We start from the raw sequence: 15,791 nt of genomic DNA, 5'->3' as shown, positions 1-15,791 counted from the left end.
ACCGCACCAACCACTTTTGCTCCTACCGTTATCGGATGCTGACCAGCAAATTGCGGGTGGTTTGCTGGAGTTGGTCATCCCCCTCCCTGAGCAACTCGTTGAGCAGTTCGATGGCGCTGTCCATGTCACCGTCATCGATGCAGGTCCGGGCCTGTTCCAGTTTGCCCGCGTTACTGGGGTCGACCGGTCCCTGGCTTAGCGGCTCAAGCTCAAGTGACGATCCCGACGCCCTGAATTCGTCGAGAAAGCTGTCATCCAGAGGCCGTGCTGCTGGTTCGATTTCCCATTCGATTTCGGACTGCGGCAGTGCCGGTTCGCTGGATGGCGGGTTTTCAAACGGATCGACCAGGTCCCAATTCGCATCTATCGAGAGGTCATCCAGGTTCAACTGGAACTCGTCGTTGGGAATGGTCTCGGGTGTCAGGGTTGAGGGCAATGCGGTGGTGGCTGCGACAACGAGATGCTTTTGTGCATCAAACCCGGCGTTGTGCAGGCTGTTTTCTTGCACCTGCGCGTGCGGCACATCATTCGCAGGCGTCTCTTCATGCCGAGCGTGCATCGGTTGCTGCGCGAAAGCATGCTGTACCGGTTCTTCGCGACTGAACAGCGACTCATGCGGGGACGGCTGAGCGGCAGCCGATCCGAAGGTGGCCTGAACCTGTTGCCGTTGACGGCGAACCCATACAGCCAGCAACAGCAACGCCAAAAGCACCAACAGTCCGCCGACCAACAACCAGTCAGTCCCGGCTTCCTCGGCGATCACTGGTTCGGGAGTCACGGCAACGGGTGCTGCCGGTTCTGTTCTGGCTTGCTCGACCTCGGCCAATCGGGTTTGCAGCTCATTCACCTGCTTTTTCTCGACGGCGATCTGCTCATCCTGTGCCTGGAGCTTCGCGTTGAGTTGATCGACAGTTGACTGCAACTGCTGGCTTTGCAAGACACTCGCCGCCAATTGCTCGGCAAGAGGATCCGGCGCGGGTGCGGCGGCAGGTTTTGGCAGCGGTTCCCTGGGCGCAGGCGTGACGGCGGACTGGGCACTGGGAAAGGCAGAAGCCGGAAGACTGGCCAGCGGTTCATCGGCGGCAGGCTCGATGCCCGGCGTTCCCGGGGGATCGATTAAAACCGTGTACTCGCGCAGCAAGCGACCGTTGGGCTGATGGAGCTGCACGAGGAAATTCAGGAAGGGTTCGTTGACCGGTTTGCTGGACGTCACCTGGATCAGGCTGCGGTTGCCTCGCAGCACAGGTGTAAATTTCAGGTCGTTGAGGAAGAACACCCGCTCGACACCTGCGCGACTGAATTCCTCTGCCGTCGCCAGGCTGACCGACAGCTCGCCTTCCTCCAGACCCGAGGCATCCATCAGGGCAATGTCGGCGCGTAGCGGTTGATTCAGCGCCGAATGCAGGGTGATTTCACCCAGGCCCAGTGCTGGCGTCAAGGCCGACCAAGTGACAGCAGCACCGGCCAGTAACCACCTGACGCAACCCCGTACAACGACTAGCCGACTCTCAAGCATGAACATCCCTTAGGTAACCAGAACCAACTTGCACGTGATCGCACATCCGGTACGAACACGATATTGCGCAGTAGTTCTTATAGTCAGCTAAAAGCAGTCTCTCAAAAGTCTGGCCCGGCGTTGTGCCTCAAGATTTTTCCAGGTTGGCCAATATGTGCCCATGAACTCGCATGCAGACCTTCAAATCCGCCTCATCGACGCCTTCGAACAGTTCATGACGCAGTTGGGTAGCAATGGTTTCAATTTGTTCAATCAGAGGAAGTGCGGGAGCACAGAGGACGATTTTTTTCGCCCGACGGTCTTCCAGAACCGATTGGCGTTGCACCAGGCCCTGGCTTTCCAGGCTGTCGAGCAGGCGAGCCAGGGTTGGCCCTTCGACGCCGACGCTTTGCGCCAGTTCACGTTGGGTCGGGGCTTCGTCGAAACGCGCCAGGTGCAACAGCACCAGCCAGCGTGCCTGGGACAGACCGAGGCCAGCCAGACGGCGGTCCAGTTCGGCACGCCAGCCGCGCGACATCTGGGCCAGTTGCATGCCAAAGCGGTGTTGATCGGTTAACGGCATAAAACACTCATGGTTAGACTGAAACAGAGAAATACTAATTATTAGTCAGCTAAGCATGAGCCTCGACTGGAGGCAAGGCCTGTTCTGTACTGAATCGTTACATCAATGAGACGGGTCACTTAAATCTCGAATTCGGACTGCAGCGCGGCCCGAACACAGTACAAGACCCCCTCCGGCACTCGTCCTGCGAACAAGGCTGAAATCTCCGCCACCGGCGGCAACTCGCCTTCTCCGTCGAGGAATGCATCCTGGACTTCACCCATCAAGTCTTCGGGCAAATCCAGCGCCTGCTCCAGCGACAACTGCTGTTTGCCAATGGCCTCGGCGAGCATGGTGTAGACGTTTTTTTCCGAGCATTGCAACTGACCGGCGATTTGCACCGGTGTCATGCCGGCCCGCGCCAGGGTGATCAGCTCGTGGCGCACATCGGCCACCGGCTTCGGTGCTTCGACCTGACCGCCAAGTACTTCCAGGAAGGCCTCGCCATAGCGTTCCAGCTTGCGCGCGCCGACACCGCTGACCCGGGCCATTTCCGCCAGCGAGGTTGGCTGGCTGCGCAGCATTTCCAGCAAGGTCGAATCGGGGAAGATGACGTACGGCGGCACGCCATGCTCTTCGGCGAGCTTGCGACGCAAGGCGCGCAAGGCTTCCCATTGCTCGCGCTCTTCGCCACGCACCAATTGGCTGGCCTGGCTCTTGCTGGTTTTCGCCGTGGTTTGCGCCTTTAGGTCGCGGCGCAGTTCCAGGGTCACTTCCCCCTTGAGCAGCGGCCGGCACGTGTCGCTCAAGCGCAGGCCGCCGTAGCCTTCATGATCAACGTCGGCCAGGCCACGGGCCACCAACTGGCGGAACAGCGAGCGCCATTCGCTCTCGCCAAGCGCCTTGCCGACACCGTACACCGACAGGTGTTGATGACCGAAACTGCGTACCTTCTCGTTGTCCTTGCCCAGCAGCACATCCACCAGATGCCCCACACCGTAGCGCTGCCCGGTGCGGAAGATCGCCGACAACGCTTGACGCGCAGGCTCGGTGGCATCCCAGGTCTGTACGCCATCGATGCAGTTGTCGCAGTGGCCGCAAGGCTCTGGCATGTCTTCATCGAAATAGGCCAGCAGGGTCTGACGACGGCAGCGGGTTTCTTCGCACAACGAGAGCATGGCGTCGAGCTTGTGCTGTTCCAGGCGCTTGTGGCGTTCGTCTCCCTCGGAGTTCTGCAGCATCTGCTTGAGCATCACCACATCTTGCAGGCCGTAGGCCATCCAGGCATCCGCTGGCAGGCCATCACGGCCGCCACGCCCGGTTTCCTGGTAATAGGCCTCCAGGGATTTCGGCAAATCGAGGTGCGCGACGAAACGCACGTTGGGCTTGTCGATGCCCATGCCGAACGCCACGGTGGCGACCATGATCAGGCCTTCCTCGTTGAGGAAGCGTTTCTGGTGATAAGCGCGCAGCTCATTGGGCAGGCCGGCGTGGTACGGCAGCGCCGGGAAGCCTTGTTCAGTGAGGAATGCAGCGACTTCCTCGACCTTTTTGCGCGACAGGCAATAAACGATGCCGGCATCGCTGCGCCGCTCGGCCAGGAAGGCCAGCAACTGCTTGCGCGGCTGTTCCTTGGGCACGATGCGGTAAAAAATGTTCGGGCGGTCGAAGCTCGACAGAAAGCGCTCGGCGTTCTGCAGGTGCAGGCGGGTGACGATCTCTTCGCGGGTGCGCTTGTCAGCGGTGGCGGTCAAGGCGATGCGCGGTACATCGGGGAACATTTCCGCCAACTGGCCCAGTTGCAGGTATTCCGGGCGGAAGTCGTGACCCCACTGCGACACGCAGTGCGCTTCGTCGATGGCGAACAGGGCGATGTTCAGCCCTTGCAGGAAGGCCAACATGCGCGGTTGGACCAGGCGTTCCGGGGCGAGATAAAGCATTTTCACCTCGCCACGCCGGATGCGGGCCGCCAGATCGCGTTGTTGTTCGGCGCTGAGGGTCGAGTTCAATGCCGCGGCGGCCACGCCCAGCTCTTCGAGGGTGGCAACCTGGTCGTCCATCAAGGCGATCAACGGCGACACCACCACCGCCAGACCTTCGCGCAACAACGCCGGTACCTGGAAGCACAGGGACTTGCCGCCACCGGTAGGCATCAGGACCAGGGCATCGCCGCCACTGGCCACGCGCTCAATGATTGCACCCTGGCGGCCACGAAAACTGTCGTAGCCGAAGATGTCCTTGAGGACGCGTTGAGCCTGTTCGAGCATAAAAACTCCAAAAATCACCGAAACATCCCTGCAAAGGCTGGTTCAGAACCCGCAATGCTGCACCGACAAATCGTAAATGCGCATTGCATGACGCTTTACATTTCAGCCGTGACGCCAGCAGGGCATCACAAAACGCGCGAGTATACCCGAGCCCTGACCGGCAAAGGGCGCCACTGAGAAGACCCCCGAAGGCGATTGCCATGCAAAACCTGTGGGAGCGAGCCTGCTCACGAAGCGGTGGGTCAGTAAACATTAATGTTGAATGTCATGCCGCCTTCGCGAGCAGGTCGAATCGTCGCACCGTCGCTCCCACAGGGAATACGGTGCAAATATGCCGTGCGGCTGGCCCAAGCGCTCAAGAAGGCCTAGAATTCCCGCATCGAATATTCCCCAAGGTAGCCCTTTAATGTCCTTCGCTGAGCAACTAACCCGCCTGCAAGTCTTCCTCGACGCCGATGAACTGCATGACGAGGCGCTGGACTATGTGGCCGCCCACGGCTACCTCACCGCGCTGTCGATCTGTTCCGAAGCCGTTCCCGAGCGTGAGTGGATCGATGCCCTTTTCGCTGAAGAGCCGCATTACAGCAGCGAAGCCCAGCGCGAAGAGATCGAAGCAACATTGATCGGTCTCAAGGCGCATATCGCCCGTCAACTGGCCTCCGATGAAGAGTTCGAGCTGCCGTGCGATCTCGACCTGGGCGACGATCCGGACGATTCCGAACTGCGCGGCTGGTGCATCGGTTTCATGGAAGGCGTGTTCCTGCGCGAAGAAGCCTGGTTTGAAACCGCCGAAGACGAAGTCAGTGAAATGTTGCTGCCGATCATGGTCGGTTCGGGCCTGTTCGACGAGCAACCGGAGTTCTCCGACATTGCCGCCGATGCCAACCTGATGGATGACATGATCGTGCAGATCCCGGAAGCCCTGACTGCGCTGTACCTGCTGTGCAACGCACCAGACGAAAAACCGGCGATTCTCAAGCCTCGTCACCACTAAGGTCCTGCCTATGGACAACCCCATAGGCAACCGCCCCCTGATGTTGCGCTACGTGCTGCTGGCCATCGGCTGTCTGAGCGTAGCGCTGGGGGTGATCGGGATTTTCCTGCCGGTGTTGCCCACCACGCCCTTCCTGTTGCTGGCAGCCGCCTGTTTCGCCCGCAGTTCTCCGCGTTTCTATCAATGGCTGGTGCAGCATCCACGGCTTGGGCCATGGATTCGCGATTATCTCGAGGGTAATGGCATTCCGCTCAAGGGCAAGGTCTACGCCATCGGCCTGATGTGGATGAGTATTCTGCTTTCCTGTTATCTGGTACCGATGCCCTGGGCACGCGGGTTCATGCTGACCAGTGCGGTGCTGGTGACGGTTTATATTCTCAGGCAGAAGACGCTGCGCAGGTCTTGACCGCTGTTGATTGGGGGCATATCCGTTTCTTCGGTAATGGCGGCTGACGGTTTCGCTCTTACAGCGAGTCACTTGGAAGCGCCCCAAGTAACCGAGGGCTTTTGCCCCTTTCGTTCGGTGCCTCGCTCCGGCCCTGCTCCGTGGGCCCGCCGCGATCGGCCTCTCGAGGGGGCGGGCACCGCGAAAAGCCAATGCGAGGCGGCCTGACAGCCGACCTGGTTGCAGGCTTGACTGCGATCACATTGTGGGAGCGAGCCTGCTCGCGAAAAACGCCCGGACCACGCGATCCTCCAGACAGGGCGCCTTATCGTTGACGTCCTTCGCGAGCAGGCTCGCTCCCACAGGGGAATGAGCACATCCGCCAAGTCAGGTCGGCTATAAGGCCGCCTTGTTTTGGCTTTGGATCTGGGCGCCCCGTTAAACCACGATGGCCGAACGCAGGTATTGCTCCGGGGGTAAACCGGCAGGACGCCGGTTTAGCCGCGCTGGGCCAGGGATGGCCCATCGCGGCGGCCCACGGAGCAATGCCGGAGTGAGGGCATGCCGAGCCTAGGCGAGGCACCGAGTGGTGGGGCAAGAGCCCTTGGTTACTTGGGGCTTTTCCAAGTGACTCGCCGTAAGGGCGAAACCATAAGTCGCCGTTACCGCAGGAATGGATATGTACACCTTCAAAAACTACGTCGCCAGACACATAGCCTTCGCGAGCAGGCTCGCTCCCACAATAAGTCGGTGAACATCCTCAACAAACGATCCCTGTTCGCCGACGACCAGCCCTCCCCCAACCCAAACACCACCTAGACTTCACAAATCCGCACCCGAGCAGCCCGACATGCCTCGCAGTCCGCGTAGTCAAGGATGGCCAACGCCCCGGCTTGGGTTCGGCGGATGGCTGTTGCTGGCAGGTTTTCTGCTGAGCATGCTGAGCAGCGTCCGGGCCGACCGGGATTTTGCGCAGATCCTGCAAACCGCCGAAAAACGCTACGGCACCCTCGGCCCGGCACGGGAGCGAATCGAGGCCTGGAGCCAAATGCTGCAGGGCGAGCGCAATGCACCTGAGCGCGAGCAACTGAATGCGGTCAATCGCTTCTTCAATCAGCAATTGAGTTTTCAGGACGACACGCGCATCTGGCGCCAGATTGACTACTGGGCCACGCCCGTCGAATCCTTGATCAAGGGTGCCGCCGACTGTGAAGACTACGCCCTGGCGAAATATTTCAGCCTGCGTCGCCTCGGGGTTCCCAGCGAAAAACTGCGCATCACCTACGTCAAGGCGCTGACCCAGAATCAGGCGCACATGGTGCTGACCTTCTATGCCAGCCCCACTGCCGATCCGCTGGTGCTGGACAACCTGATCGGTGATATCCGTCCTGCCTCGCAGCGCAAAGACCTGCTGCCGGTGTATGCCTTCAACGCCGAAGGCTTGTACCTGCCGGGCGCCAATGGCGGTAAGCGCAGCAGCGATTCGAAAAAACTGTCGCGTTGGCAAGACGTACTGCAAAAGATGCAGACTGAAGGCTTCGCCGTGGGCGATGGCTGAAGACATCAGCAAGGAGCATTCCATGAAACTGCGCAACCAGTTGTTTCTCGCCATCTGTCTGTTCCTGCTGGTGGCGTTCAGCGGCAGTTTTTTTGTCAGCCTGGAAAGCTCTCGCGAACAGATGCTCGGCCAGTTGCGCTCCCACGCCCAGGACGCGGCCACGGCGTTGGGCCTGTCGCTGACCGCGCAGATCGATGATCCGGCCATGATGGAATTGATGGTCAGCTCGATTTTCGACAGCGGGTACTTCAACAGCATTCGAATCATCGACATCAAGGACGAGCAGGTACTGGTGGAGCGAAGCGCTCCGGCGCGGATCGAAGGCGTGCCAGACTGGTTTGTCAGCCTGGTCAACCTGCGTCATCAGGGCGGTGACGCGTTGATCATGCGCGATTGGGAGCAGGCGGCACGGGTCGAGGTGCTGAGCAATCCACAGTTTGCCCTGGCCAAGCTCTGGGACAGCACCCTTGGCAGCCTGATCTGGTTGGTCGTGTGCGGACTGCTCAGCGCCGTGTTCGGTGGCTGGCTGTTGCGTCGACAACTTCGTCCGCTCGAAACCCTGGTCAAACAAGCCGAAGCCATCAGTAAGCGCGAGTTCCTGAGCCTGCCGAAACTGCCCCGCACGCCGGAATTGAAACGTGTGGTACTGGCGATGAATCAGATGGTCGAGAAACTCAAAGCGTTGTTCAGCGAAGAGGCGGCACGCAGTGAAAAGTTACGCAGCGAGTCCTATCAGGACAGCCTGACCGGGCTGGCCAACCGACGCTTGCTGGATGAACAACTGGCGGACCATTTACTGGTCGCCGAGCAACATTGCGACGGTCATTTACTGATGTTGCGAATCAACGACCTGACCGGGCTCAACCAGCGCTTGGGCGGCCAACGCACGGATGCGTTGATCAGCGCGGTCGGCGAATTGCTCAAGCGTCTGACCCGCTTGCCGGAGCGACGAACCTGGTTGGCGGCGCGCAATCGCGGGGGCGAATTCAGCCTCTTGACGCCAGGCCTGGATGCCGAGGACGCCGCACGCCTGGCTGCCGAAATCAGTGCCACCCTGGAAAACCTGCGCCAGACCGGTGCCAGCGACTGCGTGCCGGTCGCGCATCTGGGCATCGTCGCCTACCACCCCGGCGAACCGGCCAGCGACGTGCTTGTACGACTGGATCAGGCGCTGACCCAGGCCGGTCAACACCCCGAGCAGCCCTGGGCGCTGCTGGACCACGGCGAGAGCGCACCGACCCCGACCCCGTACGAATGGCGCGGCTGGATCGACGACGCGCTGACTCAAGGCAAATTGCAGTTGTATTTTCAGCCGGTGGTGCAATGCGCCGATACCAGTGAGGTGTTGCATCACAAAGTCCTCGCCCGCCTGCTCGACCCGCAGGGGCAAGCGATTGCCGCCAGCCACTTCCTGCCGTGGATCGAGCGCCTGGGCTGGTCAGCACGCCTGGACCTGGCCATGCTCGAAGCGACCCTCGACTACCTTGCCGTCAATCGCTGGCCGCTGGCGCTGAGCCTGTCTGGCAGTACCTTGCGCGATCAATCGCAGTTGCAACTGATCCTCGAGATGCTCGAATCACTGCCGGAACTGGCGCCGTTGCTGACCCTGGAAATCGATGAACGTCAACTGCCGCCTCCTGAGCAACTGCAGCGGCTTAGTCATAGCCTGCTCGACACCGGCTACCGCATCGGCCTGCAGCATTTCGGCGGCAGCTTCAGCCAGATCGGCAACCTCACCCAACTGGGCCTGGCTTACCTGAAAATCGATGGGGCCTACATCCGGCATATTGATGAACAACGGGATAAACGGCTGTTCATCGAAGCGATCTTCAGGGCAACCAACAGCATTGATTTGCCATTGATCGCGGAAATGGTCGAGACCCAGGGCGAACTGGAGGCCATCAGAGAATTAGGGGTCTTCGGGGTGATGGGCCGGTTGATCGGGCCACCGGAGCCGATGTGATTTCGTCAGGCAGACCTGAGCGAGCCTGCTCGCGAATGCGATTGCACAATCAACAGTGATGCTGACTGAACCACCGCTTTGGCGAGCAGGCTCGCTCCCTCAGGGATTTGTGTGAGCCGGGCCCTCAGGTCATACGGTATCCACCTTCAACGAATGATCGTTGAGCATGCCGTTGATGATGGTTGCCGAGTCCGCACCGGAAATCACCCCGCCCGCCCCTGGGGTGACGCCGTAATGGCTGGCCAGGTTGACGCCTGCCAGGTCGATGGTCTGGTTCGGCGCAGCACCAGCCATGGCGCTGACGTCGATGCTGGTGACCAGTGACGCGCCGCTGCCGCTGACGGTGAAGTGCAAGTAGTCATCCAGCGAAGCCGCGGTGCCGTTTTCCCCTTGCAGCAGTTGCGACAAGTCGAGTTTATCGGTGCCTGGCGTGAAGTCGGTGATCACGTCATGGCCGCTGTTGCCCTTGAACCACTGGAAGGTGTCCGCGCCGCTGCCGCCGGTCAGGGTGTTGTTGCCCAGGCCGCCGATCAGGAAGTCGTCGCCACCCTCGCCCTTGAGGACGTCGTTGCCCAGACCGCCGGTGATGATGTTGCTGTTGTTGTCACCGGTCAGGTTGTCGTTGAAGCTCGAGCCGACGAGGTTCTCGATGCCTGTCAGGGTGTCAGTGCCGGCGCCCAGCGTATTCTGTGGCCCGCTCGTCCCCAGATTGACCGTGACGCCTGCTGTGGCATGGGCGTAGCTGGCGGTATCGTTGCCGGTGCCGCCATCGAGCAGGTCATTGCCTGCACCGCTGAACAGCAAGTCATTGCCGGCTCCGCCGTGCAGCTCGTTGTTGCCGGTGCCCGCGGTGAGGATGTCGTTGCCATCACCGGCATTGAGGATATTGTCGCCGCTGCCCGCCACCAGCGTGTCGTTGCCGGCGGTACCGGTGAGGGTATGGCCATTTTGGTAGCTGATGCTCACATTGGCGCTGTCGCTGCCGCCATGGTTGTCGTTGGCGGTATAGCTGCCGTGATAGTCCGGGGTGATGTCATGCGCCCCGGAGTAATCGAGCTTCATCGTCAGTTGGTAACCCTCGGAATTGTTGGCGCCACTGCCGCTGGGGTTGGTGAGGTTGGTGATGTGGATCTGGTACACACCGTCCGCCGCCGCGGTGATGGTCTGGCCATCCGCCAGGGCAATCCAGGCTCCGCCGTTGATGGAGTATTCCATCGCGACATGGCCGGCAGCCAGGTTGTGGTCCAGGTTGAGGGTTTCCCCCTGTTTGAGGTTGACGGTGATGCGGTCCTCATCGTTGCTGTTGGCTGCGGTGACTGGGCCCAGGTAGCCACTGATCACCAACAACGCGGTCATCGTTGCAGTATTGGCTACGAACGAACCGCGTACATTGGCCAGGCTCTGGTTGCTCGGTTTCACGCCGTTGCCGGAGAAGTCGATCGCACCGGTCCCGGTGAAGTCCGCGGCCTTGCCGACCCAGCCTGTGTAGTAGTTGCTCGGCGACGCGCTCAGCGGATCGCCATCAGGATCGGTGTCATTGGCCAGCAGCAATTCGCCCGGCACCGTGATGTTGCCCGAGAGTACGTTGGTGATGATGTGATCATCGGCGGCCACCGGTGGTGCATTCGGAATGACTTTGACCACCAGGGTCGAACTGGCGAGATCGCCGTCGTTGTCGCTGACGGTGAAGCCGATGTTTTCGGTGAGCACCACTGTGGTGGTTTTCTGCGATACGTAGCTGTATTCGCCGGTATCGAGATTCACCACCAGGGTGCCCTTGTTGTCGGTGGCGATGCTCAGGGTGTTGTTGGCCGTGTTGAAGGTGCCATGGTTGGCGCCACCGCTGAAGTTCAGTGAACCCTGGTTGCTGTTGCCTTTCGGATCGTAGGTGTAGGTGGTGCCGTCGACGGTGATGGTTTTGATGAAGCCACCATCGGCCCCGAACGTACCGCCCTCGCCCAGCAACGAACCGGTCACCGGTGCGCCGATGACCGTGCCGGAAAGCACCGAGTTGAGCTGGCCCAGGTCCGTGACGATCACCGCGTTGGTATTGGTGCCGGTGCTGCCGTCATACGCCAGCGGATCAAGGTTGGCATCGCTCACGCCGTTGCCCAGGCCAATCGCGTAGTTCTTGATGTCATTGGCCTCGAGGAATGCTTTCCACGCGGCCTCATCCGAGCTACCGATATCCCCTTCATTGGGTTTGCCATCAGAGAAGAAGTAGCCGACGTTCTGTGCGCCGGTCAATTTGCCGTTGGTGTTGAACGCATCCTGCGCCACGTCCACCGCGGCGTCGTAGTTGGTGCCACCGCCTGCCGTCAGGCCGGAGATAATCGATTTGGCCGTCGCTACATCGACCCATACCGAAGTCTTGTCGGTGGCGTTGCTGCTGAACGTCACAATCTGCACTTTGACGTCGCCCAGGTCATCGTACTTGTCGAGCAAAGCGCTGATCGCCTGCTTGGCCAGTTCCAGACGCGACAACCCCGGCACGCCGGATGCGTCGGCCATACTGCCGGACACGTCGATGACCAGAAGCAGGTTGGAATCGATCTCCACCGCTGCCACGGAACGCTCCGACGCTACGGCTTTAGGCACGTCATCGACGATGTTGACCACGATGGTGCTGGTGGTGCTGTTACCCCCCGCATCGGTGGCTTTGTAGGTGAAGCTTTCGCTCAGGGTGTTCGGACCATCGTTGGCACCCGTCGCGGTTTTCGGCGCCGAGGTCAGGGTGTAGGTGTAGGTGCCGTTGGGGTTGAGCAGGATCTGCCCGTACGTCCCGGTGGCGCTACCAACCAGGGTGTAGGTGACCGCACCGCTGGCGCCGGTGACCGAACCGACCAGGGTACCGCTGGCCGTTTCACCGGTATTGCCCGGTTCGCTGCCGGTGACGGTGCCGGCCGCCAGATCCTGTCCGTCCTTGCCCGTATCCAGGGCTTTTTCATAGACCGTCACGTCGCTGTCGGTGACGGCTTGGATATTGCTGTTGCAGACATCAATGGTGATGGTGGTGGTGCTTTGATCGCCATCGGCATCGCGCACGGTATAGGTGAACGTATCCGTAGCCCCCGGTGCAGCGACCGAGTTCGGGTTGCTGTGATAGACCGCGTTGCCGGCGGCGTCCAGGGTCAGGTAGCCGTAGTTGCCGTTGATCTGCGTATTGAGGCCACCCACTGCCGAAGTCGAGGTGTTGCTGCCGGCGCGCACGCCGATCACCGCAGCCAGGCCGTCGGCACCGCCGATGTCGTTGTCCAGCACATTGCCACTGACCGTGCCGCCTTCGATCACAGAGGCGGTGTCGGCTTTGGCGGTCGGCAAATCATCGACGATGTTGACGTTGATCTGTCCGGACGCCGTGCTGCCGTCGGTGTCGGTAGCGACCACGTTGAAGTTCTCGGTAATGCTGTTGGCACCGTTGGCATTCGGGTGGGTCTCGTTGTCCATCAGGGTGTATTTGTAGCTGACCACACCGGTGGCCGGGTCGTAGCCGGTGATGGTCAGGGTGCTGCCCAGCGGCGTGACGATCGATTGCGGAAAACCGGCGGCCACGCCTCCAGTGACCACGGCGATACCGCCGACGGTCAGGGTTTGCAGGCCATCCAGCGCGGTGACGGTGAACGTGCCGCTCTGGGTCAGCGCCGGTGCGTTGGGATGGGAGCCGTCGCTGAGGTTCTTTTCGTAGACCGTCAGCTCGCCACAATCGACATCCAGGCCCTTGATGATGACCAGGTCGTTGTTGTTATGGACGTTCAGCACCAGATTGGCGGTGCTGATATCGCCATCGGCATCCGTGAGGGTATAGGTGAAGGTTTCTGTCCCGTTGCCACCACCGTGCAGGGCTTTGAAATCCGCATCGCTGGTGTTGAGGGTGTAGGTGTAAGTGCCATTGGCATTGAGCACCAGGGTGCCGTAGGTGCCGACGAAGGTGCCAGGGGTGATCGGGCCACTGTGGGGGCCGGTCGCCACGGTATCGGCGCCTTGCACGTCGTTGGTCAGCACATTGCCGTTGAGGGTAAGCAACGACTCCGACGCCGTGTGGGCGTTGTTGTCATTCATCGCTTTGGGCACGTCATCGACGATGTCGACCACGATGGTGCTGGTGACGACGTTGCCCAGGGAGTCTGTAGCCTTGTAGGTGAAGGTTTCGTGCGTGACATTCGCGCCGTCATTGGCGTGCGGCGTCGTGCCTGGCGGGGAAGTCAGGGTGTAGGTGTAGGTGCCGTTCGGATTGAGGTGAATTTGCCCGAAAGCCCCGATAGCACTGCCGACCAGGGTGTAGGTGACCGCCCCGACGGCGCCGGTGACCGAGCCGACGAGGGTGCCGCTGGCGGTTTCGCCGGTGCTGCCGGGCTGGCTGCCGGCGACCGTACCGGCGGCCAGGTCCTGGCCGTCCTTGTTCAGGTCGAGGGCATTTTCGTACACGGTCACGTCGGTGTCGCTGACCGCTCTCAGGCAACTGTTGTACACGTCGATGGTGATGGTGGTGGTGCTTTCATCGCCATCGGCATCACGCACAGTGTAGGTGAATACGTCAGTCGCACCGGGGCCGCTCACGGCGTTGGGGTTGCTGTGGTAGACCGCATTGCCATTGGCATCGAGGGTCAGGTAGCCGTAGGTACCATTGATTTGGCTGTTCAAGCCGCCGATGGCCGAGGTCGAGGTATCCGACCCGGCACGCACGCCGACCACCGCACCGCTGGCGGCCGGACCGTCGGCGCCGCCGATATCGTTGTCCAGTACATTGCCACTGACGATACCGCCCTCCTGTACGGAGGTGGCATCGGCTTTGGCCGTCGGCAAGTCGTCGACGATGTTGACGTTGATCTGCCCGGTGGCGGTACTGCCATCGGTGTCGGTGGCGACGACGTTGAAGTTCTCGGTGAGGCTGTTGGCGCCGTTGGCGGTCGGGTGGGCCTCGTTGTTCACCAGGGTGTAGCTGTAGCTGACCACACCGGTGACCGGGTTATAGCCGGTGATGGTCAGGGTGCTGCCCAATGGCGTGACGATCGATTGCGGGAAACCGGCGGCCATGCCACCGCTGACCACGGTGATGCCACCCACGGTCAGGGTTTGCAGACCATCCAGCGCGGTGATCGTGAAGGTACCGCTCTGGGTCAGGGCCGGGGCATTGGGGCTGGTGCCGTCGCTGAGGTTTTTCTCATGGACCGTCAGTTCGCCACCCGACACGTCGAGACCGTTGAGGGTCACGCCATCGTCGTTGTTGTGGATGTTCAGCACCAGGTTGGCGGTGCTGGTGTCGCCGTCGGCATCGGTAAGGGTATAGGTGAAGGTTTCGGTGCCGTTGCCACCGCCGTGCAAGGCTTTGAAGTCCGCATCGTTGGTGTTCAGGGTGTAGGTGTAAGTGCCATTGGCGTTCAGCACCAAGGTCCCGTATTTACCGACGAAAGTGCCGGGGGTGATCGGGCCGGCATTCTCACCGACCGGCACACGATCGGCGCCTTGCACGTCGTTGGTCAGCACGTTGCCGTTCAGGGTCTGTTGGGTTTCAGATGCCGTGCCATTGCCGTCATCGACCGCTTTTGGCACATCGTCGGTAATGTTGACGTCCAGAGAACCGGTGGCGGTGTCGCCGTTGCTGTCGCCGGCCACCACGGTGAAGTGCTCGCTGAGGGTAGTGCCATCACCGGACGTATGGGTTTCGTTGTCGTTGAGGGTGTAGCTGTAGCTCACCACACCGGTAGTCGGGTTGTAACCAGTGATGGTCAGGGTGCTGCCCAGCGCAGTGGTGATCGACTGCGGGAAGCCCACGGCGACACCGCCGCTGATGACGTTGATCCCGCCGATGCTCAGGCTGGTCAGCCCATCGGGCGCCGTGACGGTGAAGGTACCGCTCTTGGTCAGCGCGCCGGGATTGCTCGCCGAGCCGTCGGCAAGGTTGGCTTCGTTGAGGGTCAGTTCGCCGCCTTTTACCGAGAGACCATCGAGGGTGACCGGATTGTTGACGACAGGCGTGATCACCGGGTCAGCGTCGGGGTCGACATCACCTTCGTGCCGCTCTTCGGGAAACTCGGGGATGCCATTGAAACCGGCGGTGGGGAAGCCAATGATCGGATCGACCCGCCCGCCCACTTCTTCAAGCAATACAAAACTGTGGCCCCCACCCAGTGCACCACCGGCCGGCCCGGTCGAACCCGGCCCGGCTGCCGTCGCTTCAGCGGTCTGCGTCGGGTCATCACCGGCAGCAATCGCTTTTTGCAGTTGTTCGACATCGGTGAGCTGTGCCTGGGTCGGTGTAACCGCCTCGGCCGTGTCCACACGGGAGGGCTGATCCGCCAATAACTGAGAGGTCATTTGCAGGCTGCTGCCCCGTCCAAGGGTCAGTTCCTGGCCATTTTGCAGATGCACCGCCACGGCCCCTTCGGCCCCGGTACTGAGCTGATCACCGGCGAACAATCGGTCGCCCTCGATCAGAACGCGACGGGTGCCGTCACCCCCTGTCGCGAACACCTGACCGATGACCTTACTGACGATACCGATGAGCGTAGCCATGTGCATTTCCTCCGTTGCCAACCGCTGTCGGCACCTTTTTTGTTGCGGAGAACA

At 60.9% G+C, this 15,791-nt stretch carries 8 protein-coding genes; 4 read left to right on the top strand and 4 right to left on the bottom strand.

The window, feature by feature from the left end:
- Positions 1 to 28: 28 nt before the first annotated feature.
- The 3 genes from AC07ZE_RS08745 to recQ all read right to left on the bottom strand — a co-directional run bounded on the left by AC07ZE_RS08745 (position 29) and on the right by recQ (position 4,324).
- A complete protein-coding gene (locus AC07ZE_RS08745) occupies positions 29 to 1,516 on the bottom strand; it encodes a motility hub landmark protein FimV (RefSeq protein WP_207263411.1) in 1,488 nt (495 codons plus the stop codon).
- Between the two features lie 127 nt (positions 1,517 to 1,643).
- Complete coding sequence (locus AC07ZE_RS08740) at positions 1,644 to 2,078, bottom strand: MarR family transcriptional regulator (RefSeq protein WP_095196424.1); 435 nt, start codon at positions 2,076 to 2,078, stop codon at positions 1,644 to 1,646.
- 119 nt (positions 2,079 to 2,197) lie between these two features.
- A complete protein-coding gene (gene recQ / locus AC07ZE_RS08735; protein ID WP_095196423.1) occupies positions 2,198 to 4,324 on the bottom strand; it encodes a DNA helicase RecQ in 2,127 nt (708 codons plus the stop codon).
- 406 nt (positions 4,325 to 4,730) lie between these two features.
- On the opposite strand from recQ, the gene AC07ZE_RS08730 reads away from it, so the two are divergent.
- The 4 genes from AC07ZE_RS08730 to lapD all read left to right on the top strand — a co-directional run bounded on the left by AC07ZE_RS08730 (position 4,731) and on the right by lapD (position 9,224).
- Positions 4,731 to 5,318, top strand: a complete 588-nt coding sequence (locus AC07ZE_RS08730) for a UPF0149 family protein (RefSeq protein WP_207263409.1) — start codon at positions 4,731 to 4,733, stop codon at positions 5,316 to 5,318.
- A gap of 10 nt (positions 5,319 to 5,328) precedes the next feature.
- Positions 5,329 to 5,724 (top strand): YbaN family protein, encoded by a 396-nt coding sequence (locus AC07ZE_RS08725; RefSeq protein ID WP_207263406.1) that lies wholly within the window; start codon positions 5,329 to 5,331, stop codon positions 5,722 to 5,724.
- An 829-nt stretch (positions 5,725 to 6,553) separates the two neighbouring features.
- Entirely contained in the window at positions 6,554 to 7,261 is a 708-nt protein-coding gene (gene lapG / locus AC07ZE_RS08720; RefSeq protein ID WP_207263404.1) for a cysteine protease LapG, read from the top strand.
- Positions 7,262 to 7,283: 22 nt separating this feature from the next.
- Positions 7,284 to 9,224, top strand: a complete 1,941-nt coding sequence (gene lapD, locus AC07ZE_RS08715) for a cyclic di-GMP receptor LapD (protein ID WP_207263402.1) — start codon at positions 7,284 to 7,286, stop codon at positions 9,222 to 9,224.
- 129 nt (positions 9,225 to 9,353) lie between these two features.
- Here lapD and AC07ZE_RS08710 read toward each other — a convergent pair whose 3' ends face one another.
- Positions 9,354 to 15,737: a retention module-containing protein gene (locus AC07ZE_RS08710; RefSeq protein WP_207263399.1), complete on the bottom strand. Its 6,384-nt coding sequence runs from the start codon at positions 15,735 to 15,737 to the stop codon at positions 9,354 to 9,356.
- Positions 15,738 to 15,791 lie beyond the last annotated feature (54 nt).

This window comes from Pseudomonas sp. GW101-3H06 (genome assembly GCF_059424605.1).
This window is presented reverse-complemented; position numbering and strand designations above follow the sequence as displayed.